The organism is Pseudomonas sp. CAN1, assembly GCF_030462585.1.
Taxonomy (GTDB): domain Bacteria; phylum Pseudomonadota; class Gammaproteobacteria; order Pseudomonadales; family Pseudomonadaceae; genus Pseudomonas.
Genome location: NZ_JASMRU010000002.1, coordinates 23023 through 45319, shown reverse-complemented (window position 1 = coordinate 45319; position 22297 = coordinate 23023). Strand labels below are relative to the sequence as shown.

The window sequence follows — 22297 nt, the reverse complement described above, 5'->3', positions numbered from 1 at the left end:
GCCTTTCGTAGGAGCGAGGGGGACGCCCAGTTCTTGCTCGCGAATGGCCCGAACGACGGCGTGGAGAGGTTCGCGAGCAAGCTCGCTCCTACACGCTCCCCGAGCCTGCCGCCGGCGTCCGACACAGCACAGCGAAGCATCCCTCCCCACCCTCGGCATCGACCACTGCACCGCGCTTCTAGGCTGCGCCTCATTGCCCCGCGCGGAGGTCCGCCATGCCACGCTTGATCGTCGCCCTGCTGCTCTGTCTAGCCTCCGCCGCACAAGCCTGCCCCGACTGGCCAGCCGAGCAGGCGCCAAAGCAGATCGAGGCACTCCGCGCCCAGCTCAAGCAGTGGGACGACGCCTACCACCGCGACGGCCAATCGCCGGTTGCCGACGAACTCTACGACCAGGCCCGTGAACGCCTGAAACAATGGCAGGTCTGCTTCCCGCAGCTCCCCGCCACCCCCGAAACACCACTGGCCAGCAGTACCGGCACCGTTCGCCACCCCGCCGCCCACACCGGCCTCGACAAGCTTCCCGATGCCTCGGCGGTGCGCGACTGGCTGGCGAACCGCAGCGACCGTTGGGTGCAGCCCAAGGTGGACGGCGTAGCGGTCACGCTGCTCTACCGTGACGGCCGCTTCCTCCAGGCGATCAGCCGCGGCGACGGCAGCGCCGGGCAAGACTGGACCGCCAACGCCCAGCGGATTGCCACAATTCCCAAGCAACTGCCCGGCGAGCGCGGTGTCCTGGTGCTGCAGGGCGAGCTCTTTTGGCGCCTGCCACTGCACGTGCAAGCTCGGCAAGGCGGCGCCGGAGCACGCGGCAAGGTGGCCGGGCTGATGGCCCGCAAGGAGCCGGGCGACGAGGCCGAGCAGATCGGCCTGTTCGTCTGGGAACTGCCGGACGGCCCGCTGGAGATGCCCGAGCGCCTGGCACGCCTGCGCCAGCTGGGTTTCACCGACAGTGCCGAGCTGACCGAGCCGGTAACAGGCCTGAGCGATATCGAGGCCTGGCGCGAACACTGGTATCGCCAGCCACTGCCCTTCGCCAGTGACGGCATCGTCATCCGTCAGGGCCGCCGGCCACCGGGCAAGACCTGGAGCGCGCAAACACCCGGCTGGGCAGTCGCCTGGAAATACCCACATCAACAGGCGCTAGCCGAAGTCCGTCGCGTGGAGTTCAAGGTCGGCCGCAGCGGGCGGGTAACGCCGGTGCTGCACCTCGCACCGGTTGAGCTGGATGGGCGGACCATCCAGCGCGTCGGCGCCGGCTCGCTCAAGCGCTGGCGCAGCCTCGACGTGCGCCCCGGAGACCAAGTCGCCATTGCCCTGGCCGGGCTGACCATTCCGCGTCTGGATGGTGTGATCTGGCGCTCGCCAACCCGTGTCGAAATAGCTGCACCGGAAGACGGGCAGTACAACGCCCTCTCCTGCTGGCAACCCTCAGTGGGCTGCGAGGAACAGTTCCTCGCCCGCCTGGAGTGGCTGGCTGGGAAAAGTGGGTTGGGGCTCGCCGGCGTCGGACCGGGAACCTGGCGCCGCCTGCACGAAGCCGACCTGCTGCGAGGAATGCTCGACTGGATGACGCTGACACCGGAGCAGTTGAGCCAGGTGCCCGGACTGGCTGAGCGCAGCGCGTCTGCACTGCACCAGCAATTCCAGTTCGCTCGCCAGCGCCCATTTGCCCTCTGGCTGCGCGCCCTCGGAGCGCCTTCGCCCGACGCTCATCCGGCAGGCGATGACTGGTCAGCGCTGGCCACTCGCAGCGCCGCGCAATGGCAGCAGCAGCCGGGCATCGGCAAGGTGCGCGCGAAACAGTTGGAAGACTTCTTCAACGCCCCGGAAGTCGTGCAACTGCGCGAGCAGCTGCACGACCTTGGCGTTGCCGGTTTCTGAACGCCTCAGCGCATCTGGAAGGCTTCCTGGTGGAAGCGGTTGCCCGGCATGCCCTGGCGGCGCAGGTCACGGCGCAGCAATTCGGCCAGCGCCTGCGGACCACAGAACCAGACGCTCGGCCAGCGCCCTTGCGCGCCGGGCTGCAAGCCCAGGTCGGTCGCCTGCAGGTAGCCTTCGCTTTCGCTGTAATGCACCCGCAGGTCGATGCGCGGCAACTGCGCGCACAGCTCACGCAAACGCCCGGCGTAGATGGCATCGGACGGCGAGCGCACGCAGTACAGCAGGGTTACCTCCGGACAGTCTTCGGGGCGTTGCTGGAGTGATTCGAGCCAGGCCAGGAACGGCGTGACGCCGATGCCACCGGCGATCCACACCTGCCGCTCGCCCTTGTCGCGGCGGAAGTCGAAGCGGCCGTAGGGGCCTTCGACCTTCACCGGATCACCGACCTTCAGCCCGTCCTGAAGGCGCTGTGTGTAGTCCCCCAGCGCCTTGATGCTGAAGCGCACCTCGCCATTGCCCAGGTCCCCGCTGGACAGGGTGAAGGGATGCTGCCCTTCCAGGCGATCGCAGGTGAGGAAGGCGAACTGGCCGGCACGGTGCTGCCAGTGGCCCTGCAGCTTGCAAGTCACTTCCAGCATGCGCTCGCCGGGACGCTCGATCGCCACCACGACGCCCTCGTGGGTGCGCCGACGGCCGATCTGCCCAGTGAGCGACCACAGCGCGCAGAGGCTGCCCACCGCAGCGCAAAGCGCCACCAGCCAGCCGATGGGCTGCGCCCAGTAGCCCGCCGGCGCCAGCACCACGCCATGGAAGGCCAGCACCAGGTAGACCACCGCCAGGGTTTTGTGGACGTAGCGCCACAGGTGATACGGGAAGCGCTGCCAGAGGGTGATGACCAGCATCGCCGCCAGCAGCCAGGCCGACCACTCGCCCAGGTCCTTGGCCGAGCCGCGGAACGCGTCGAGGAAGGCTTCCACCCGCGGCCCCTTGGCCGGCTTGGTGATGAACTCGGCAAGCAGCGGCCCGCCCAGCTCCATCAGGTAATGCGCAAGACCCAGCACGATGGCCAGGATGCCCGCCCACTTGTGCGCGCGGTACATGCGGTCAAGGCCGTCGAGGGGCTTTTCCAGCCAGACCGGGCGCACCGCCAGCAGCATGATCAGCGACATCAGCGCGAAGGACGCGACACCGGTAAAGAGAATGGCCTGCTTGCGCACGACCCAGATATCCAGGGTTGCCGGCGGGTCGATGAACAGCGCCAGGCCAAAGCTGGCCGCCACGGCCAGCAGTACGATCCAGATGAGTTTCATGAGTCCTCCTTGGGGCGCTAAAACAGCGAGCCCAAGCGGAAGCTGAAGGAAACTTCTGAATCATCCCTTAATTTCGAAAGGGATTTAGGCAGGGACTGCCGGTGCCATGATTCATGTCAAAAGTAAGACCATTCGCTATGCTCGGCTCTTTCCTTCAGCCAAAGCCGAAGCCGATGCGCCTGCGAGTTCTCTCCGATCTTCACCACGAACATTTCCCCGACGGCCGCCGTGAATTACCCCAAGCCCCGGCCGACGTGGTGGTGCTGGCCGGCGATATCCACGAGCACCTGCAGGGCCTGCACTGGGCGCGGGAAGAGTTTCCCGACAGCGAAGTCATCTACGTCGCCGGCAACCACGAGTTCTACCACTCGGACATGGCGGATCTGACCCAGGCGATGCGCAACCTGGCGCAGGCGCTGGATATCCACTTCCTGGAGAAGGATGCGCTGGTCCTGGGCGGCGTGCGCTTCCTCGGCGCCACCCTGTGGACCGACTTCCAGCTCTACGGCAAGCGCGCGGCGGAGCTGGCCCGGGAGCAGGCGCAGCTGATGATGCCGGACTTCAACACCATCGACTACTTCACCCAGCCGTTCACCCCCGACATGAGCCAGGAGTTCTGCCGCGCTACCTGCGAATGGCTGGACGCCGAACTGGCGCTACCTTTTGCCGGACCGACGGTGATCGTCACCCACCATGCGCCCAGCGCGCGCTCGATCCCCGCGGAGTATGTCGGCGATGGGCTGTCGCCAGCCTTCGCCTCGAACCTCGAAGGCCTGGCCGAGCGCTGCGACCTGTGGATCCACGGGCACGTCCACGAATGCCTGGACTACCGCATCGGCAAGGCGCGCATCGTCGCCAACCCCGGCGCCTATCCGGGCGAGGACAGCGGCTTCGATCCCTGCCGGGTGATCGAGCTCTAGCGCGCCTGCGGGTTGAAGGGCAGCGGATCAGTCGGCAGCTGCGGCGGTGCAAGCTCGCTGAAGAAACGCCAGATCTCGGCCGGCCCGTCCAGTTGCGGATCGGCCTGGCCGAGCATTCTCGGCGGCCGGTAATCTGGCTGCGAAATCAGGTGTCCGCCGCCATGCACCGTCACCAGCTCGACTGGCGGCCCGCCAGCGGCGGACCAGCGTTGCCGCTGGGTCCAGACCGGGCCGGGATCGGTCAGCCGATCCACTTCCGGCGCGCCACTCTGGCCGTTGCGGCGCGCCAGGGCCAGGGCGGAATCCTCGGCGGACAGCACCGCGCCGCGATCACCGAAGCCGAACAGCGTCACCCGGCCGCCGGCATAAGGATTGATCGAATCCTGGGTGCCGTTCATCAGCAGCGCGGCGCGGGCCTGTTGCGCCGGCTGGCAGGCGTCGTTGTCGGCGCTGGGCAGGCTGGCGGCCACGGCGGCGACGCCCTTGACGGCATCCGGCGCTTCGGCGGCCATGCGCAGGGCCATCTGCCCACCATTGGAGTAACCGGTAACGAAGACCCGCGCAGGATCGACGCCGCGCTCGCGCTGCAGGCGTCCGATCATCCCCGAGAGGAAGGCGACGTCATCGATGTTCTGCTGGCGGGCGCTGTAGGACGCGGCTCGCCGACAGTCGTTCCAGTGCCCTTCGAAACCATCGGGATAGAGCACCAGGAAGCCGTCGCGATCGGCCAGCGCATCGAAGCGGTAGCCGCTGTCGCGGCGCATGCGCTCGCCGTTGCTCTGCGAGCTGTGCAGCACCACCAGCAGCGCCGGCCGCTCGGCCAGCTTCTGCGGGACATACAGCACGTAGCTGCGCCGCCGCGCGCCCTGGCGCACCGAGGCGTCCTCGCTGCTGCCGGTCAGCACCGGCCGCTGCTTCAGCTCGCCTGGCACGTACCACCAGCCACCGACCAGCAGCGCCAGCACCAGCAGCGCGATGAGTGTCTGCACGATCCGCATCAGCACCCGCATACCACCCTCCTCGCCCGCCTGGCGGGCCCTGGGAGTCCCGGCCTTGTCCTGTGGCAGCCCGCGATCGGCCCGTCCGTGGCAAAATCCGCTCGTTGACTCCAACGTCTTAGTGTTTGGTAACCAAGGACTCCGAAAATGTTCCGAAGCTCTGCCCTGATGGCCGCCATTCTCGCCCTCGGCTGCGCCGGCCCGCTGCTCGCCGCCGAGTCGGGCAAGCCGCCGCTGACCGGCTGCGCGGCCAAGCGCGCCAACCTCGAAACCCAGCTGGAACAGGCCAAGGCACAGGGCAACGGCAACCGCGTAGCCGGCCTGCAGACCGCCCTGGAGAAAGTGAAGACCTACTGCACCGACGCCACCCTCAGCCAGGAGCGCAAGCAGAATGTGCTGGATGCGGAGAAGGACGTCGCCCAGCGCGAGAAAGACCTGCGCAAGGCCATGAGCAAGGGCGACCCGCAGAAGATCGAGAAGCGCAAGGACAAGCTGGCCGAGGCCCGCGCCGAGCTGGAGCAGGCCAAGCGCGAGCTGGAGGAGTAAAACCGCCGCTCCGTTGCGCGGAGCAACCTGTAGGAGCGAGCTTGCTCGCGAACCAGCCTCGTTGCGGGGCAGATCGCGAGCAAGCTCGCTCCTACAAAAAAGCGCTTATCAGAGCGCGCGGAATTTCTTGTGGCAGGCTTCGCACGCGTCTTCTACTGCGGCGAAGTCCTTGCGCACGCCCTCGGGCGTCGGCGCGGCGTTGCGGGTGTTCTCGCCCAGGGTGTGGACGGCCTGCTGGAAGGTCTTGGCGTCGGCCTGGAACTCCAGCTGGCGCTGCCAGATTTCGGCCTTGGCGCGGGTGTCGTCGCTTTCCACCTTGTCCGCCGACGGCTGGGTAGTGGGGAAATACTGCCAGGGCTTGTCGGCCAGTTCGCCGAGCTTGGTCGAATTGGCGCGGAACTTGTCCGCATCGAAGGGGATGCGTCCGCGCAGCATGCCGCCCATGTCCTCGCTGGTCTTGAGCATCTCCTTGAACACCGCCTGGCGCTTGTACTCCGGCGAGTTGGGGTCCAGGCGATGGCAGCCGGCGAGCGCCGCGCCAGCGAGCAGCAGAACGAGCAGGGTCTTCAACTTCATGGGGGACTCTTGTAGGACGGCCAGACACGGAAGCGCCGGATTATCCGCCCCGAATTCCGAATGTTCCAGACCACGCGCCAGCCGCTGCGGCCATCCGCCGCAGTGGCGCGCGTTTCGTTCAGCCGCCGTTCAGGCGGCTTCCGGTCAGGCCGAGACGACGAAGATTCCGATGATCAGGCCCATGCCGAGGAACCACGCCAGCGAGCGCAGCAACGCCAGGTCGGCGATGTAGAAGATCATGTAGAGCAGGCGGCTGGTGACCCAGGCGATGGCCAGGCGGTCGATGGTGGCGGGTTCGGCGTTGTTCACTACGTAGGCAATGATCACCGCCGCGGCGAAGGCCGGGGTCACCTCGAAGCTGTTCATCTGGAAAGCGTTGGCGCGCTTGCGGTAGCCCTCCAGGGTGGCGAGGAAGGTACGCGGGTCGTGATTCTGCCGGGGGCCGAAGCCGCCGCCGGTGAACTTGGCGATGCTGGTGCCGACGTAAGGCAGGAAGATCGCGATCAGGACGCACCAGAAGGCAACAGGCATGGGGAAGGTCTCGTCGAGGGGAAAGCGCGCAGCTTAGGTCATCGCCCCGTGCTGCGTCCTTGACCGGCTTGGCGGCATGCGCCGTAGCCTGAGCCAATCCTCACAGCTTCATCACCAGCATGCCTGCCAGCACCAGGCTGCACGCCGCCAGGCGCGGCAGGCCAAAAGGCTCCTTGAGGAAGCGCATGCCGAACAGCACCACCAGCAGCACGCTGGTCTCGCGCAGCGCGGCGGCCTCGGCGATGGAGCCCAGTTGCATGGCCCAGAGCACCAGGCCGTAGCTGAGGAGCACGCAGAAGCCGACGCTCAGGCCGAGCTTCCAGTCGCTGATCCAGAACTTGGCGAAGGCGCGGGTGCGCCCGACCAGCGCCACCAGCGGGAACGGCAGGCCGGACAGCAGCGACAGCCAGACCAGGTAGTCCAGCGGCTTGGGCCAGAGCTTCAGTGCGTTGCCGTCGGTCCAGGTGTAGCTGCCGATGCAGATGCCCATCAGCAACACGGTGGGATAGGCGATCCACGGCAGCTTCGAGCCGCCGCCGCCCTTGAGCAGGAACAGCATGCCGACCGGGATCAGCAGGATGCCGAGGATCTGCTTGTCGGTCAGGTGCTCGCCGCCGAAGTACAGGGTCAGCGCCAGCACCACCAGCGGCGACAGGCCGCGCATCAACGGGTAGACGAGGCCCAGATCGCCGACCTTGTAGGCCTGGATCAGCAGCACCCGGTAGACCAGTTGCAGCGACACGGCGGCGAGCAGCCAGGGCCACACTTCGGCGGGGGGAATCTCGATCCACGGCAGCACCAGCAGCGCGGCGGCCAAGCCGACCATGTCCATGCAGGCGACCACCAGCAGGCGGTCATTGCTGAATTTGACGAGGGTGTTCCAGGTGGCGTGCAGCAGGGCGGCGAGCAGCACCAGGGTAGTGGCGAACACGAAATACAACTCCTGGTATAGACCAACAAGATTCTACCCCGAGCCACCCCATGGCCGGCAAGCGCTGGCTGTTTCGGACATTTCCATCTGACTCCTCAGCCGGAACTGGCCTAGACTGGGCCTTTTCGCCAGCACGAGCGCCTGCCATGCCCCGTTTGATCAAGTTCCTCACCGGCTACATCCTCGTCACCCTGCTCTCCGGCTGTGGCTACAACGCCATGCAGGCCGGTGATGAACAGGTGAAGGCCGCCTGGTCGGAAGTGCTCAACCAGTACCAGCGACGCGCCGACCTGATTCCCAACCTGGTCAGCACCGTGAAGGGCTACGCCTCCCATGAAGCCAGCGTACTGACCCAGGTGACCGAAGCCCGCGCCAAGGTCGGCAGCACCACCCTCAACGCAGACCAACTAGACGACCCGGAAGCGGTCAAGCGCTTCCAGCAGGCCCAGGGCCAGCTCAGCTCGGCGCTCTCGCGCCTGCTGGTGGTCTCGGAGAACTACCCGCAGCTCAAGGCCGACGGCCTGTTCAAGGACCTGCTGACCCAGCTCGAAGGCACCGAGAACCGCATCACCGTCGCCCGCGGCCGCTATGTGAAGTCGGTGCAGGAGTACAACGTGATGATTCGCCAGTTCCCCCAGGTGATCACCGCGAAGATCTTCGGCTACAAGCCCAAGGCCAACTTCAGCGTGGAGAACGAAGCCGCCATCTCCACCGCGCCTAAAGTGGACTTCGGCAACGCGCCGGCGCAGCCCGCGCAATGACCCTGCCGCGCTGGCTGCTGGCCGCCCTGCTGCTGTGCTGGGCGGCCGTTCTGCAGGCGGCGCCGGTCGCCATCCCGCCGCTCAGCGCCCGCGTCACCGACCTCACCCAGACCCTCGACGCGGGCCAGCGCACGCAGCTGGAAAGCCAGCTCGCCGGCCTCGAACAGCGCAAGGGCGCGCAGATCGCCGTACTGCTGATCCCCAGCACCGGCGACGACAGCATCGAGGATTACGCGGTGCGCGCCTTCGAGCAGTGGAAGCTGGGCCGCAAGGGCGTGGACGACGGCGTGCTGCTGGTGGTCGCCAAGAACGACCGCACGCTGCGCATCGAGGTCGGCTACGGCCTGGAAGGCACCATCACCGACGTGCAGGCCGGGCGCATCATCCGCGATCAGATCGTCCCGCACTTCAAGACCGGCGACTTCGCCGGCGGCATCCAGGCCGGTGTGGACAGCCTGGTCGCGCTGATCGAACCACCAGCGGCAGCCCCAGCCGAACCCGATGAAAGCGCAGCGGACCAACTGCCGCAGACCGGCCCGGTGACGGGCTACAGCGATGCCTATTCCAACCACAACGCCAGCGCCGCCGAGGAAATCCCACCCGCGTGCCTGATCGGCATGCTCGCCCTGCTGGTCGGCGTGCCGCTGCTGTGCCTGCTGTTCCCGGTGCAATGGCTGCGCCAGCGCAGCATGGGCCGCTACCTGCTGTGCAGCGCGCTGGTTGGCGGCGTCGCTTCGGCGGTGCTGCTGTTCAGCGAAACCAATCCCGCAGCCCTGCAGCAGCAGATGATCGGTTCCTTCTCGATCCCGCTAGTGCTGTACATCTTCTTCCTGCCGCCAATGTGGCTGACCTCGGGCGTACTGCAGCTGCTGCTGATGATCATCAGCTCGATCGGCCGTGGCGGCGGCGGGCGTGGCGGCGGCGGAGGCGGTGGCTTCCGGGGCGGCGGTGGCTCCAGCGGCGGCGGCGGTGCTTCCGGCCGCTGGTAACCACTTCTGAGAATTACAGGGCGGCGACGCCCTGTTCTTCCTCGCGGATCGAGCGCAGGACCTGGCGCTGCAGGTCGATGAACTCGGCGCTGGCGGCCATGTCCTCATGGCGCGGGCGACCGAGTTTCACCTCGAAGGTGGTCTTGATCCGCCCAGGGCCCAGGCCCATCACCACGATGCGGTCGGACAGGTACACCGCCTCTTCCACGTCGTGGGTGACGAACATCACCGTCAGCCGGTGGACTTCCCAGATGCGCGTGAGCAGCTCCTGCATCTGGTGGCGGGTCATGGCATCCAGCGCGCCGAAGGGCTCGTCCATCAGCAGGATCTTCGGCCGGTAGGACAGCGCACGGGCAATCGCCACGCGCTGCTTCATGCCACCGGAGAGCTCGTTCGGGTAGGCCTCGGCAAACTTCGTCAGCTTGACCAGCTCCAGGTGCTCGTCGGCGATCTCGCGGCATTGCGCGCGGGACATGCCGGCCGCCTTGAGGGCGAATTCGACGTTCTGCCGCGCAGTGAGCCAGGGCAGCAGGGTGTAGGACTGGAACACCACACCGCGGTCCAGGCCCGGCCCGGTGATCGGTACGCCATCCACCTTCACGCTGCCGCTGTCGAACTCCTCCAGGCCGGCGGCGATGGACAGCAGCGTGCTCTTGCCGCAGCCCGAGGTGCCGACGATGGAAACGAATTCGTTGTCCGCCAGGGTCAGGTCGATATTGCGCAGCACCTCGCGGCGCTCCTTGCCGACCGCGAAGCTCTTGTTCAGGCCGGAGATTTCCAGGGTTGCCATCAGCTGCGTCTCCGGTTGTAGCGGAACAGGACCTTCTCGCCGGCGCGCATGGCCTGGTCGGTGACCAGCCCGAGGAAGCCCAGCAGGAGGATGTAGCCGATGATGGTGTCGGTCTGGAAGAAGCGCTGGGACACGGTGATGCGATAGCCCAGGCCGGAGGTCGCGGCCACCAGTTCGGCCAGCACCAGCCAGGTCCAGGCCCAGCCGAGGCTGATCCGCAGGGCATCCCAGATGCCCGGCAGCGCGCTGGGCAGGACGATCTTCAGGAGGATGCGGCGGTCCGGCATGCCAAGGGTACGACCGAGACCGACGAAGTCCGCCGGCACGCGCTTGATGGCGTCCATCACCATCAGCACCTGCTGGAAGAAGGTGCCGATCCAGATGATGAGGAATTTCTGGAAGTCGCTGGTGCCGGCCCAGAGGATGGTCAGCGGGACGAAGGCCACCACCGGCATGTAGCGCACGAAGTCCACCAGCGGCTCGGTGGCAGCCTTCCAGAAGCCATAGCAGCCGGCGAACACGCCGATCACGATGGACATCGCCGAAGACACCAGGAAGGCCACGGCAATGCGGTACACGCTGACCTTCAGGTCCGACCACAGGGTGCCGTCGGCGGCCAGCTTGAGCATGCGCGCCCAGACGTCGCCGGGCGCCGGCAGGAAGATCTTCGGCACTGCGCCGCTGGCGCCGGCCAGCCACCAGAGCAGCGCCAGCAGGACGAACACGGCGCCGCCGATGAGCAGGAAGTGGCGCTGCGCGATCGGCTTGCCGATGGTGAACAGCGGGTTGGATTTGCGGGCTTTCATGTCAGGCTCGTCGAACGGAGAAAGACGCGCGCCGGCTCAGGGCCGGCGCACGCCGTGTCTCGGAAGATCAATGAATCAGAGGATCAGAGCGCCTCGACGAAGCGCGCGTCGATGGCCTGCGCCGGGGTGACCGGCTGCTGGAGGATGCCGGCTTCGCTGGCGGCCTTCTGGATGTGTTCGAAGGAACCCTTCTGGAAGGCGCCCTTCAGCTCGGCCTGGTTTTCCTTCACCGAGTAGAAGTGCACGCCGTCGAAGGCGCTGGTCAGCTCCGACTCGTCGGCGCCCACGCCCTTGGCGATGGCGGCGCGGCCTTCGGCGCCCTTCTCGTTGTAGTGCTTGAGGCCGGCTTCCCAGCTCTTGATCAGCGCCAGCACCTGGCCGGGACGCTCCTTCAGGACCTCGTCGCGGACCACGAACACGTCACTGATGATGCCCGGATCATCCGAGCCCTTGTACAGCAGGTTGACCTTGGGGTTCTGCTGCTTGGCAGCAGACAGGTACGGCTCGTAGGTCACAGCGGCCGGAACCTGCCCGGCGATCAGCGCGCTGCCGGCGTTGGCGGCGGGCATCGGCACCGGCTGCACGTCGGCGATGGTCAGGCCGGCCTTGCGCAGGGCGCTGTGCAGGAGGATGTCGCTGGTGGTGCCTTCTTCGTAGGCGACCTGCTTGCCCTTCAGATCGGTCAGCGTCTTGATGGACGGATCGACGATCAGCGCATCGGCGCTGGTGCTCTGGTCCAGCAGCAGGACGATCTTCACCGGCAGGCCGGCGGCGACCATGGCCATGGCGGTGTGGGTGGCGAGGTTGCCACCGTCGATCTGGCCGCTGGCCAGGGCGGCGTTCATGTCCTTGTCTTCGGTGAAGTTGACCAGCTCGACCTGCTCCAGGCCGTTGGCCTTGAAGGCGCCGGCCTGCTCGGCGACATACCACTGGCCATAGCCCAGCCAGGGCTGCATGCCCATCTTGAAGGTGCCGGCTTCGGGCTTGGTATCAGCCTTGATCGCTGCGGCGTGCGCGGCGCCGGCCAGCAGCAGGCTGGCACAGGTGGCCACGGCCAGTTGGCGCAGCGCGGATGCGAAGGTGGTGTGCATGGTCTCTCCCCGGTCATTGTTTTGCAGACGCACTCCAGTGAATGCGTGCAGCTGGATCGGCGGGGAGCGTGCGTCGGCCCATGCCCGCCGTGGGCGGGCACAGGCTCACACTCAATCGACGCAAATGCAAAGGTTTTCGCCGCGGTTCGGCTTGGCTCCGGGCACGCTGGCAATCACCCTTGAGGCTAGCCCGTCAGGGCTGGGGAATGGCGTCGTCCTTGAACTGATCCTTGATGTAGAGGATCTCGGTACGGCCGTGGGGCGCCGGCTGGCCGTCCGGGCCGATGTTTACGAAGACCATCTTGTCGACCGTGAGGATGCTCTTGCGGGTGATCTTGTTGCGCACTTCACAGCTCAGGGTGATCGAGGTGCGACCGAACTCGGTGGCGGTGATGCCCAGCTCGATGATGTCGCCCTGGCGTGCCGAACTGACGAAGTTGATCTCGGAGATGAACTTGGTCACCACGCGCTGGTTGCCCAGCTGGACGATGGCGTAGATCGCCGCTTCTTCGTCGATCCACTTCAGAAGACTGCCCCCGAACAGGGTGCCGTTCGGGTTGAGGTCTTCAGGCTTGACCCATTTGCGGGTATGGAAATTCATGGAAGCTCCTTCTTGGGAGGTTGCGCCTCGTGAGCGCGATGACGGGGAAAGCCCCGCCGGCTATGCAATTCTGGACCCGGCCGACACCGCCCTGCTTGCCATGGCTCAGCCGAGCCCGGCTTCGGCGCGATAACGGGCGGCTTCATCCACCAGCCAGTCGCGAAAAGCGCCGAGGGTCGCCGACTCCACCTTGCGTTCGGGAATCATCAGGTAATAGGCATTTTCGCTCAAATAGGCATGTTGCATCGGCACGATCAGCCGGCCGTCGGCCAGCTCGTGCTGGATCAGCATCGGCGGGATCAGCGCCACGCCCATGCCATGCATGGCCGCCTGGGCGAGCATGGAGAACAGCTCGTAGCGGGTGCCGCTCATGTCGTGCGCCACGCTCATGCCCAGCGAACCGAACCACTGGCGCCAGGCGTAGGGCCGGGTGGTCTGCTGCATCAGCGGCAGTTCGGCGATCTGCGCCGCGGATAATTCCCGTTGCCCACCCAGCAGCTCGGGGCTGCACACAGGCACCGGGTTCTCGTGCATGAGGAAGTTGGCCACCGTACCGGACCACACGCCATCGCCGAAATACAACGCGGCGTCGAACTCGGTGTCGGCGAAGAGGAACGGCCGGGTGCGGTTGGTCAGGTTGACCGTGACTTCCGGGTGCAGGCGCTTGAAGTCCTTCAGCCGCGGCAGCAGCCACTGGGTGGCGAAGGTCGGCACCACCGCCAGCTCCAGCGTGCCGCCACCCTGCTGGCCCATCACCGCCAGGGTGTCGCGCTCCACTGCGTCCAGGCGCTGGGCGACGCGCCGGCTGTAATTGAGCCCCGCTTCGGTCAGCTTCACCCCGCGCCGCGAGCGGCGGAACAGCTCGACGCCGAGGAACTCCTCCAGCGTGGCGATCTGCCGGCAGATGGCACTCTGGGTCAGCGACAGTTCGTCGGCGGCCTTGGTGAAACTCTCGTGGCGGGCGGCGGATTCGAAGGCGACCAGCGCCGCAGTGGTCGGGATCTTGCGTCGCATCGAATGCCTCTTCGGAATATCGTGATGCGCAGGAAATGCCAGGAACGCCTGATATAGAGGCTGAAACGCAAAACAGCGTCGCAACCAGGCGATTACGGAGTGACAAAATAGCACAACAGCGTGCGAATTAGTCGGTTGCCCGGCTTCCCGACGGCTGACTAGGATGGCCCACACCGAGCCCGCCTAGACTTGTGCGGGTCTTTCACTGTCTGCGTTCGAGGTTTCTCCATGGCGACCAAAGCAAGCTTCAACTGGGAAGATCCGCTGCTGCTGGATCAGCAACTCACCGAAGAAGAGCGCATGGTGCGCGACAGCGCCTACCAGTTCGCCCAGGACAAGCTGGCCCCGCGCGTGCTGGAAGCCTTCCGCCATGAGCAGACCGACCCGGCGATCTTCCGCGAGATGGGCGAAACCGGCCTGCTCGGCGCGACCATCCCCGAACAATACGGCGGCAGCGGCCTGAACTACGTTTGCTACGGCCTGATCGCCCGTGAAGTCGAGCGCATCGACTCCGGCTACCGCTCGATGATGAGCGTGCAGTCGTCCCTGGTGATGGTGCCGATCAACGAATTCGGCAACGAAGCCACCAAGCAGAAATACCTGCCGAAACTCGCCAGCGGCGAGTACATCGGCTGCTTCGGCCTGACCGAGCCGGACCACGGCTCCGACCCGGGCTCGATGATCACCCGCGCCAAGAAGGTCGACGGCGGCTACCGCCTGACCGGCGCCAAGATGTGGATCACCAACAGCCCGATCGCCGACGTCTTCGTGGTCTGGGCCAAGGATGACGAAGGTCAGATCCGCGGCTTCGTCCTCGAAAAAGGCTGGGAAGGCCTGTCCGCCCCGGCGATCCACGGCAAGGTCGGCCTGCGCGCCTCGATCACCGGCGAGATCGTGATGAACAACGTGTTCTGCCCGGAAGAGAACGCCTTCCCGGACGTGCGCGGCCTGCGCGGCCCGTTCACCTGCCTGAACTCCGCCCGCTACGGCATCTCCTGGGGCGCCCTGGGTGCCGCCGAAGCCTGCTGGCACACCGCTCGCCAGTACACCCTGGACCGCAAGCAGTTCGGCCGCCCGCTGGCTGCCAACCAGCTGATCCAGAAGAAGCTGGCCGACATGCAGACCGACATCACCCTCGCCCTGCAAGGCTGCCTGCGCCTGGGCCGGATGAAGGACGAAGGCACCGCCGCCGTCGAAATCACCTCGATCATGAAGCGCAACAGCTGCGGCAAGGCCCTGGACATCGCCCGTCTGGCCCGCGACATGCTCGGCGGCAACGGCATCTCCGACGAGTTCGGCGTGGCCCGCCACCTGGTCAACCTGGAAGTGGTGAACACCTACGAAGGTACCCACGACGTCCACGCGCTGATCCTCGGCCGCGCCCAGACCGGCATCCAGGCGTTCTTCTAAGCGCCTCGCGCCAGCCCGGCTCCAGGAGCCGGGCTGGCGACCGTTTACCTCTCGCCCGAGAGGCCCCGGGGAGGACCGTGGAGTCCCCGCACTGCGCCCTCCCCGCCCCTTTTCACGTTGCAGGTGATTGCATGTCCGGCGCCCTTTCGCACATCCGTGTCCTCGACCTCTCCCGCGTTCTCGCCGGCCCCTGGGCCGGGCAGATCCTCGCCGACCTCGGCGCGGAAGTGATCAAGATCGAGCGTCCCGGCAGCGGCGACGACACCCGCGCCTGGGGCCCGCCGTTCCTCAAGGACAGCGATGGCCGCGACACCAGCGAGGCGGCGTACTACCTGTCGGCGAACCGCAACAAGAAATCCCTGACCATCGACTTCACCCAACCCGAAGGCCAGCGCCTGGTGCGCGAACTCGCCGCCAAGGCCGACATCGTGCTGGAGAACTTCAAGGTCGGCGGCCTGAAAGCCTACGGCCTGGACTACGAGTCGCTCAAAGCGCTGAACCCGAAGCTGATCTACTGCTCGATCACCGGCTTCGGCCAGTCCGGCCCCTACGCCAAGCGCGCCGGCTACGACTTCATGATCCAGGGCCTGGGCGGCCTGATGAGCCTGACCGGCCGCTCCGACGCCGAGGAAGGCGCCGGCCCGGTGAAGGTCGGCGTCGCGCTGACCGACATCCTCACCGGCCTCTACTCGTCCACCGCGATCCTTGCCGCCCTCGCCCATCGCGACGTCAGCGGCATCGGCCAGCACATCGACATGGCGCTGCTGGACGTGCAGGTCGCGTGCCTGGCCAACCAGACCCTGAACTACCTGACCACCGGCAACCCACCGCGTCGCCTGGGCAACGCGCACCCGAACATCGTGCCGTACCAGGACTTCCCGACCGCCGATGGCGACTTCATCCTCACCGTCGGCAACGACGGCCAGTTCCGCAAGTTCGCCGAGCTGGCGGGCCACCCGGAATGGGCCACCGACGAACGCTTCGCCACCAACAAGGCACGCGTGGCGCACCGCGAAGTGCTGATCCCGCTGATCCGCCAGTCCACCGTCATGCGCACCACCGCCGAGTGGATCGCCGTGCTGGAACAGGCCAGCGTGCCGTGCGGCCCGATCAACGACCTGGCACAGGTCTTCGCCGACCCGCAGGTAATCGCCCGCGGCCTGCGCGTGGACCTGCCGCATCCGCTGGCCGGCAGCGTGCCGCAGGTGGCCAGCCCGATCCGCCTGTCCGAGACGCCGGTGGAATACCGCAACGCCCCGCCGACCCTCGGCCAGCACACCGACGAAATCCTCGCAGGCGTGCTCGGCCTGGACCAGGGCGCCATCGGCAAGCTGCGCGAAGACGGCGTGATCTAACCCCCGTAGGGCGCATAACGCCCCAGGCGTTATCCGCCGCCCGTCGACTCTGACAATCGCGCCTGCCCCAGCAGGCGCCCCCGATCCCCGCAACGACGCCCGCGCCAGGGTTTTCACGGCCCCTGGCGCGGGCGCGACGGGGATCCCGGCCGCGATCCAGTGCGCGAACGCGACCAAAAGCCTTTGGCTTGTCATGCGCCATGGCTATAATCCGCAGGCTTCAATAACGACCGGCACTGCCCGGTCGTTCCCGCCACCTGTCCGAGGGGCGCTGCAGCAGGTCGATTCGCTTCGACATGTCAGGCTCGGACGGGGCGCGTCACGGTCGGCATCCGCCGATCGCCAAACGCATCAACGGCGCCCATTCGCAGACAACGAATGGAGAGTTACGCATGAGCGCTGTCATGACGCCTGCCGGTTTCACCGACTTCAAAGTCGCCGACATTTCCCTGGCCGCCTGGGGCCGCCGCGAGCTGATCATCGCCGAGTCCGAAATGCCGGCACTGATGGGCCTGCGCCGCAAGTACGCCGCCAGCCAGCCGCTGAAAGGCGCGAAGATCCTCGGTTGCATCCACATGACCATCCAGACCGGGGTACTCATCGAGACCCTGACCGCGCTGGGCGCCGAAGTGCGCTGGTCGTCCTGCAACATCTTCTCCACCCAGGATCAGGCCGCTGCCGCCATCGCCGCCGCCGGCATCCCGGTATTCGCCTGGAAAGGCGAGACCGAGCAGGAATACGAGTGGTGCATCGAGCAGACCATCCTGAAAGATGGCCAGCCGTGGGACGCCAACATGGTGCTGGACGACGGCGGTGACCTCACCGAAATCCTCCACAAGAAATACCCGCAGATGCTCGAGCGCATCCACGGCGTCACCGAAGAGACCACCACCGGTGTGCACCGCCTGCTCGACATGCTCAAGGCCGGCACCCTGAAAGTCCCGGCGATCAACGTCAACGACGCGGTCACCAAGAGCAAGAACGACAACAAGTACGGCTGCCGTCACAGCCTGAACGACGCCATCAAGCGCGGTACCGACCACCTGCTGTCGGGCAAGCAGGCCCTGGTGATCGGCTACGGCGACGTGGGCAAGGGCTCCGCCCAGTCCCTGCGTCAGGAAGGCATGATCGTGAAGGTTTCGGAAATCGACCCGATCTGCGCCATGCAGGCCTGCATGGACGGCTTCGAGCTGGTCTCCCCCTACAAGAACGGCCTGAACGACGGCACCGAAGCCAGCGTTGACGCCGCCCTGCTGGGCAAGATCGACCTGATCGTCACCACCACAGGCAACGTCAACGTCTGCGACGCCGGCATGCTCAAAGCGCTGAAGAAGCGCGCCGTGGTTTGCAACATCGGTCACTTCGACAACGAGATCGACACCGCCTTCATGCGCAAGACCTGGGCGTGGGAAGAAGTGAAGCCGCAGGTGCACAAGATCCACCGCACCGGCGCTGGCGATTTCGATCCGGCCAACGATGACTACCTGATCCTGCTGGCCGAAGGCCGCCTGGTGAACCTGGGCAACGCCACCGGCCACCCGAGCCGCATCATGGACGGCTCCTTCGCCAACCAGGTGCTGGCGCAGATCTTCCTGTTCGAGCAGAAGTACGCTGACCTCTCTGCCGAGAAGAAAGCCGAGCGCCTGACCGTCGAAGTACTGCCGAAGAAGCTCGATGAAGAAGTGGCCCTGGAAATGGTCAAAGGCTTCGGTGGCGTCGTCACCCAGCTGACCCCGAAACAGGCCGAGTACATCGGCGTGACCGTGGCCGGCCCGTTCAAGCCGGACACCTACCGCTACTGATGTGCCGGAGGGCAGACGAGCAATCGCCTGCCCTCTTTGCCATCTGGACGGACCGCCGCATGGATCTGCAGGACAGCTACAACGAAGCCTGGCTCTTCGCCGCTGGCGCCCACGCCGGGCAGACGCTCACGGCCTCGACGCTGCCCTATGCGGTTCATCTGGCGATGGTAGCCAATGAAGTGATGGCGGCCGACCGCGCAGCGCCCATCGAGCGCCTGGCGGAAACCGTCCAGATAGCCCTGCTGCACGACGTGCTCGAAGACACCCCGGTGCCCTTCAAGGAACTGCAGACGCGTTTCGGCGAGTTCGTCGCCGAGGGCGCCCGGCACCTGAGCAAGGTGGTGGAAGGCGGCAAGCTGCCGCTGGACGACTACCTCGAAAGGCTGGCGACCGGCGCGCCGCAGTATGCGATCGTCAAGCTGTGCGACCGCATCACCAACCTGCAGCCGCCACCCTCGACCTGGGCGCGGAGCAAGATCGCCGACTACCACGTGGAGTCGCAGCGCATCCTGGCCGCCCTCGGCCATGTGCACGAGCCCAGCGCCGAGCGACTGCGCGCGAAGATAGACAACTACCGCCGTTACTTCTGAAGTCGACGGCACATGCCGGCAGCCACGCGATGACGCGGCGCCGAAGGAACGACCATGAGTCAGAAAGAACGCCGCTTCAGCTTCGAGTTCTTCCCCGCCAAGACCGAAGCCGGCCATGAAAAGCTGCTGGCCACCGCGCGCCAGCTGGCCGCGAAAAAACCCGACTTCTTCTCCTGCACCTACGGTGCCGGCGGTTCCACCCGTGACCGCACCCTGACCACCGTGCTGCAGCTGGACGGCGACGTACAGGTGCCGACCGCCCCGCACCTGTCCTGCGTCGGCGATACCAAGCCTGAGCTCTCCGCCCTGCTGGCGCACTACAAGGATGCCGGCATCCGCCGCATCGTCGCCCTGCGCGGCGACCTGCCTTCGGGCATGGGCATGGCCAGCGGCGAGTTGCGCTACGCCAACGAACTGGTGGAATTCATCCGCGCCGAAACCGGCGACCACTTCCACATCGAAGTTGCCGCCTATCCGGAAGTTCACCCGCAAGCGCGCAATTTCGAGGATGATTTGGCGAATTTCGTGCGCAAGGTCAAAGCCGGCGCCGACTCTGCCATCACACAATACTTCTTCAACGCCGACAGCTACTTCCATTTTGTCGAGCGTGCGGAGAAACTCGGTGTCAGCATTCCGGTCGTACCGGGTATCATGCCGATCACCAACTACACCAAACTGGCCCGCTTCTCCGACGCCTGTGGCGCGGAAATCCCCCGCTGGATTCGCAAGCAGCTGGAAGCCTACGGCGACGACATCGCCAGCATCCAGGCCTTTGGTGAGCAGGTCATTACCGATATGTGCGAACGCCTCCTCGAGGGCGGCGCACCGGGTCTGCATTTCTACACCCTGAACCAGGCTGAACCCAGCCTGGCGCTCTGGAACAACCTCAAGCTCCCCCGCTGAGGATCATTGCTCCGGGCTTACCGTCCGCGATCCCGGCCAGCGCAACGCCGGCGTATCGTGGACGGGGTGCTTCCAGCCATCGGCTGAGCGCTCGCCCCGAGCCTGAAATCACGCGCCCTCGAGCCGGCAGGTCGCCGGCCTACAGGAACCCCGCATGTCCTTTACTTCCCTCGGTCTCTCCGAGGCCCTGGCTGGCGCCGTTGAAGCCGCCGGCTACGCGCGCCCCACTCCCGTCCAGGAACGCGCCATCCCCGCCGTACTGCAAGGCCGCGACCTCATGGTTGCCGCTCAGACCGGCACCGGCAAAACCGGCGGCTTCGCCCTCCCGGTGCTCGAACGCCTGTTCCCCGAAGGCCACCCGGACCGCGAACACCGCCATGGCCCACGCCAGGCCCGCGTCCTGGTACTGACCCCGACCCGCGAGTTGGCTGCCCAGGTGCACGACAGCTTCAAGGTCTACGCCCGCGACCTGCCCCTGAAAAGCGCCTGCATCTTCGGCGGCGTCGGCATGAATCCGCAGGTGCAGGCCATGTCCAAGGGCGTCGACGTCCTGGTCGCCTGCCCCGGCCGCCTGCTCGACCTGATCGGTCAGGGCAGCGTCGACCTGTCCCGCGTGGAAATCCTCGTCCTCGACGAAGCCGACCGCATGCTCGACATGGGCTTCATCCATGACGTCAAGAAGGTCCTCGCCAAGCTGCCGGCCAAGCGCCAGAACCTGCTGTTCTCGGCGACCTTCTCGAAAGACATCATCGACCTCACCAACAAGCTCCTGCACAACCCGGAGCGCATCGAGGTCACCCCGCCGAACACCACCGTCGAGCGTATCGAGCAGCGCGTGTTCCGCATTCCGTCCGTGCAGAAGCGCGCCCTGCTGGCGCACCTGGTGACCATGGGTGCCTGGGAACAGGTGCTGGTGTTCACCCGTACCAAGCACGGCGCCAACCGCCTGGCCGAGTACCTGACCAAGCATGGCCTGCCGGCCGCCGCGATCCACGGCAACAAGAGCCAGAACGCGCGCACCAAGGCCCTGGCCGACTTCAAGGCCAACGACGTGCGCATCCTGGTCGCCACCGACATCGCCGCCCGCGGCCTGGACATCGACCAGTTGCCCCACGTGGTCAACTACGAGCTGCCCAACGTCGAGGAAGACTACGTCCACCGCATCGGCCGTACCGGCCGCGCCGGTCGTACCGGTGAAGCCATCTCGCTGGTGGCGCCGGACGAGGACAAGCTGCTCAAGGCCATCGAGCGCCTGACCAAGCAGCGCATCCCCGATGGCGACATGCTGGGCTTCGACCCCGACACCGTGCTGCCGGAAGTCCAGCAGCCCGAGCCGAAGGAAGCTCCCCAGCGCCAACCGCGCAAGGATAAGGCCAAGCGCGGCGAGCGCAAGGACCGCAACAAGGACAAGCCGCAACAGCCGCAGGCCCAGGAGCAGCAGAGCGCCGCCCCCAGCGCTGAAGGCGAAGGTGCCGACGGTGACAAGCCGGCTGGCAAGCGCCGCCGTCGTGGCGGTCGCGGCAAGAAGAAGGGCGACGGCCAGGGCGGCGACGCTCAGCCGAGCGCCAACGCTCAAGCGCGTGAGCCCCGTGAACCCCGTCAGCCGCGCCAGCAGGACCAGGGTCGCCAGCAGCAGCCCAAGCCGACCCGCGCGCCGAAAGCCGTCGATGGCAATCGCGACCCGGAAGAATTCCTCGACGACGACTTCGACAACTTCGGCAACCGCGCCGACTACGTCAGCCCGTTCCCGGACAAGGACCAGCCACGCGGCCAACGCCGCCGTGGCGGTCAGGGTCAGGCGCAAGGTCAGGGCCAGAACCAGGGCCAGCAACGTCCTCGCAGCCAGGGCAGCCAGGGCGGCGGCCAAGGCCAGGGCGCTCAAGGCCGTGGTCAGGGCCAAGGTCAGGGCAAGGCCGCGAAGAAGCCCAATGGCAGCGGCGCTCGTGGCCAGGGCAGCAACGGTCAGGGCAAGCAGGGCCAGGGTCAAGGCCAGCGCAAGCGTGGCGGCAAGGCCCCAGCCTCGCGCATGAACGACGCCCCGCTGCGTGAGCCCAGCGAATACGGCGCCGCCAAGCCGACCCGCCAACCGGTGGTGATCAACAAGCGCGACCTGGTGCGTACCGACCGCTTCCCGACGCCGGAGCAGCTGGAAGAGCTGGAACCGCGCCGCAAGACCGAGCGTCCCGCGCTGCTGACCCGCAACCGCGACTGATGCTGCAGAAGAAACCGCCCCTCGGGGCGGTTTCTTTTTGCCTGGGATTTGCTGCCAGCGCGCCCGTAATCGTAGGAGCGGACTCCGTCCGCGATGGTTTCCGGCGCGATGCGGACCTATCGCGGACAGAGTCCGCTCCTACAAAATCTCCGCCCCTCACTTGCCCGCGTAGGGCGCATAACGCTTACGGCGTTATCCGCCGCTGCAGAAGAAACCGCCCCGGGGGCGGTTTCTTTATGCCTGGGACTTGAGGGATCACCAGCGAACGCCGGAGTCGT

21 protein-coding genes and 1 riboswitch are annotated in these 22297 nt (G+C 66.4%); of the genes, 11 read left to right on the top strand and 10 right to left on the bottom strand.

Annotated elements, in window-relative coordinates:
- The first annotated feature begins 215 nt into the window (after positions 1–215).
- Entirely contained in the window at positions 216–1883 is a 1668-nt protein-coding gene (gene ligB, locus QO207_RS03170) for an NAD-dependent DNA ligase LigB (RefSeq protein ID WP_301531138.1), read from the top strand.
- A 5-nt stretch (positions 1884–1888) separates the two neighbouring features.
- Here ligB and QO207_RS03165 read toward each other — a convergent pair whose 3' ends face one another.
- Positions 1889–3193 carry a ferric reductase-like transmembrane domain-containing protein gene (locus QO207_RS03165; protein WP_301531137.1) on the bottom strand — a complete coding sequence of 435 codons (1305 nt, stop codon included), beginning with the start codon at positions 3191–3193 and terminating at the stop codon, positions 1889–1891.
- A 173-nt stretch (positions 3194–3366) separates the two neighbouring features.
- Here QO207_RS03165 and QO207_RS03160 point away from each other — a divergent pair, with 173 nt between their 5' ends.
- Positions 3367–4113, top strand: a complete 747-nt coding sequence (locus tag QO207_RS03160; protein WP_301531136.1) for a metallophosphoesterase — start codon at positions 3367–3369, stop codon at positions 4111–4113.
- On the opposite strand, the gene QO207_RS03155 is transcribed toward QO207_RS03160, so the two are convergent.
- Entirely contained in the window at positions 4110–5123 is a 1014-nt protein-coding gene (locus tag QO207_RS03155; RefSeq protein WP_301531135.1) for a PHB depolymerase family esterase, read from the bottom strand. The genes QO207_RS03160 and QO207_RS03155 overlap by 4 nt on opposite strands.
- 135 nt (positions 5124–5258) lie before the next feature.
- Here QO207_RS03155 and QO207_RS03150 point away from each other — a divergent pair, with 135 nt between their 5' ends.
- Positions 5259–5657, top strand: coding sequence for a DUF1090 domain-containing protein (locus QO207_RS03150; protein ID WP_301531134.1), 399 nt, complete (start codon positions 5259–5261; stop codon positions 5655–5657).
- A 108-nt stretch (positions 5658–5765) separates the two neighbouring features.
- Here QO207_RS03150 and QO207_RS03145 read toward each other — a convergent pair whose 3' ends face one another.
- The 3 genes from QO207_RS03145 to QO207_RS03135 all read right to left on the bottom strand — a co-directional run bounded on the left by QO207_RS03145 (position 5766) and on the right by QO207_RS03135 (position 7695).
- Complete coding sequence (locus QO207_RS03145; protein WP_301531133.1) at positions 5766–6233, bottom strand: cytochrome c; 468 nt, start codon at positions 6231–6233, stop codon at positions 5766–5768.
- Between the two features lie 144 nt (positions 6234–6377).
- Positions 6378–6764 (bottom strand): MAPEG family protein, encoded by a 387-nt coding sequence (locus QO207_RS03140; RefSeq protein WP_301531132.1) that lies wholly within the window; start codon positions 6762–6764, stop codon positions 6378–6380.
- Positions 6765–6864: 100 nt separating this feature from the next.
- Positions 6865–7695 carry an EamA family transporter gene (locus QO207_RS03135; RefSeq protein WP_301531131.1) on the bottom strand — a complete coding sequence of 277 codons (831 nt, stop codon included), beginning with the start codon at positions 7693–7695 and terminating at the stop codon, positions 6865–6867.
- Positions 7696–7841: 146 nt separating this feature from the next.
- Between QO207_RS03135 and QO207_RS03130 the strand changes: the two genes are divergently transcribed.
- The gene (locus QO207_RS03130) at positions 7842–8456 is read left to right on the top strand and encodes a LemA family protein (protein ID WP_081515397.1); all 615 of its coding nucleotides are present in this window, start codon (positions 7842–7844) and stop codon (positions 8454–8456) included.
- Complete coding sequence (locus tag QO207_RS03125) at positions 8453–9445, top strand: YgcG family protein (RefSeq protein WP_301531130.1); 993 nt, start codon at positions 8453–8455, stop codon at positions 9443–9445. Before QO207_RS03130 ends, QO207_RS03125 begins: the two co-directional genes overlap by 4 nt.
- A 13-nt stretch (positions 9446–9458) precedes the next feature.
- Here QO207_RS03125 and QO207_RS03120 read toward each other — a convergent pair whose 3' ends face one another.
- The 5 genes from QO207_RS03120 to gcvA all read right to left on the bottom strand — a co-directional run bounded on the left by QO207_RS03120 (position 9459) and on the right by gcvA (position 13747).
- On the bottom strand, positions 9459–10235 hold the full coding sequence (locus tag QO207_RS03120) for an ABC transporter ATP-binding protein (RefSeq protein WP_301531129.1): 777 nt from the start codon (positions 10233–10235) through the stop codon (positions 9459–9461).
- Positions 10235–11041, bottom strand: coding sequence for an ABC transporter permease (locus tag QO207_RS03115; RefSeq protein ID WP_184588097.1), 807 nt, complete (start codon positions 11039–11041; stop codon positions 10235–10237). The genes QO207_RS03120 and QO207_RS03115 overlap by 1 nt, the downstream gene beginning before the upstream one ends.
- Before the next feature lie 83 nt (positions 11042–11124).
- Positions 11125–12132: an ABC transporter substrate-binding protein gene (locus tag QO207_RS03110; protein WP_138523585.1), complete on the bottom strand. Its 1008-nt coding sequence runs from the start codon at positions 12130–12132 to the stop codon at positions 11125–11127.
- 193 nt (positions 12133–12325) lie between these two features.
- Entirely contained in the window at positions 12326–12733 is a 408-nt protein-coding gene (locus QO207_RS03105) for an acyl-CoA thioesterase (RefSeq protein WP_138213907.1), read from the bottom strand.
- A gap of 105 nt (positions 12734–12838) precedes the next feature.
- Positions 12839–13747, bottom strand: coding sequence for a LysR family transcriptional regulator (gcvA, locus tag QO207_RS03100; protein WP_184588093.1), 909 nt, complete (start codon positions 13745–13747; stop codon positions 12839–12841).
- A 228-nt stretch (positions 13748–13975) separates the two neighbouring features.
- Here gcvA and QO207_RS03095 point away from each other — a divergent pair, with 228 nt between their 5' ends.
- The 6 genes from QO207_RS03095 (at position 13976) to QO207_RS03070 (ending at position 22019) form a co-directional block, all read left to right on the top strand.
- Positions 13976–15157: an acyl-CoA dehydrogenase gene (locus tag QO207_RS03095; RefSeq protein ID WP_192293220.1), complete on the top strand. Its 1182-nt coding sequence runs from the start codon at positions 13976–13978 to the stop codon at positions 15155–15157.
- A 131-nt stretch (positions 15158–15288) separates the two neighbouring features.
- The gene (locus QO207_RS03090) at positions 15289–16512 is read left to right on the top strand and encodes a CaiB/BaiF CoA-transferase family protein (protein ID WP_301531128.1); all 1224 of its coding nucleotides are present in this window, start codon (positions 15289–15291) and stop codon (positions 16510–16512) included.
- A 257-nt stretch (positions 16513–16769) separates the two neighbouring features.
- A riboswitch (S-adenosyl-L-homocysteine riboswitch) is annotated at positions 16770–16882 on the top strand.
- 22 nt (positions 16883–16904) lie between these two features.
- On the top strand, positions 16905–18314 hold the full coding sequence (ahcY, locus tag QO207_RS03085) for an adenosylhomocysteinase (protein ID WP_236199115.1): 1410 nt from the start codon (positions 16905–16907) through the stop codon (positions 18312–18314).
- Positions 18315–18373: 59 nt separating this feature from the next.
- The gene (locus tag QO207_RS03080) at positions 18374–18904 is read left to right on the top strand and encodes an HD domain-containing protein (RefSeq protein ID WP_301479454.1); all 531 of its coding nucleotides are present in this window, start codon (positions 18374–18376) and stop codon (positions 18902–18904) included.
- Positions 18905–18958: 54 nt separating this feature from the next.
- Positions 18959–19807 carry a methylenetetrahydrofolate reductase [NAD(P)H] gene (gene metF, locus QO207_RS03075; protein ID WP_301479452.1) on the top strand — a complete coding sequence of 283 codons (849 nt, stop codon included), beginning with the start codon at positions 18959–18961 and terminating at the stop codon, positions 19805–19807.
- 154 nt (positions 19808–19961) lie between these two features.
- Entirely contained in the window at positions 19962–22019 is a 2058-nt protein-coding gene (locus QO207_RS03070; protein ID WP_301479451.1) for a DEAD/DEAH box helicase, read from the top strand.
- The last annotated feature ends 278 nt before the right edge of the window (positions 22020–22297 follow it).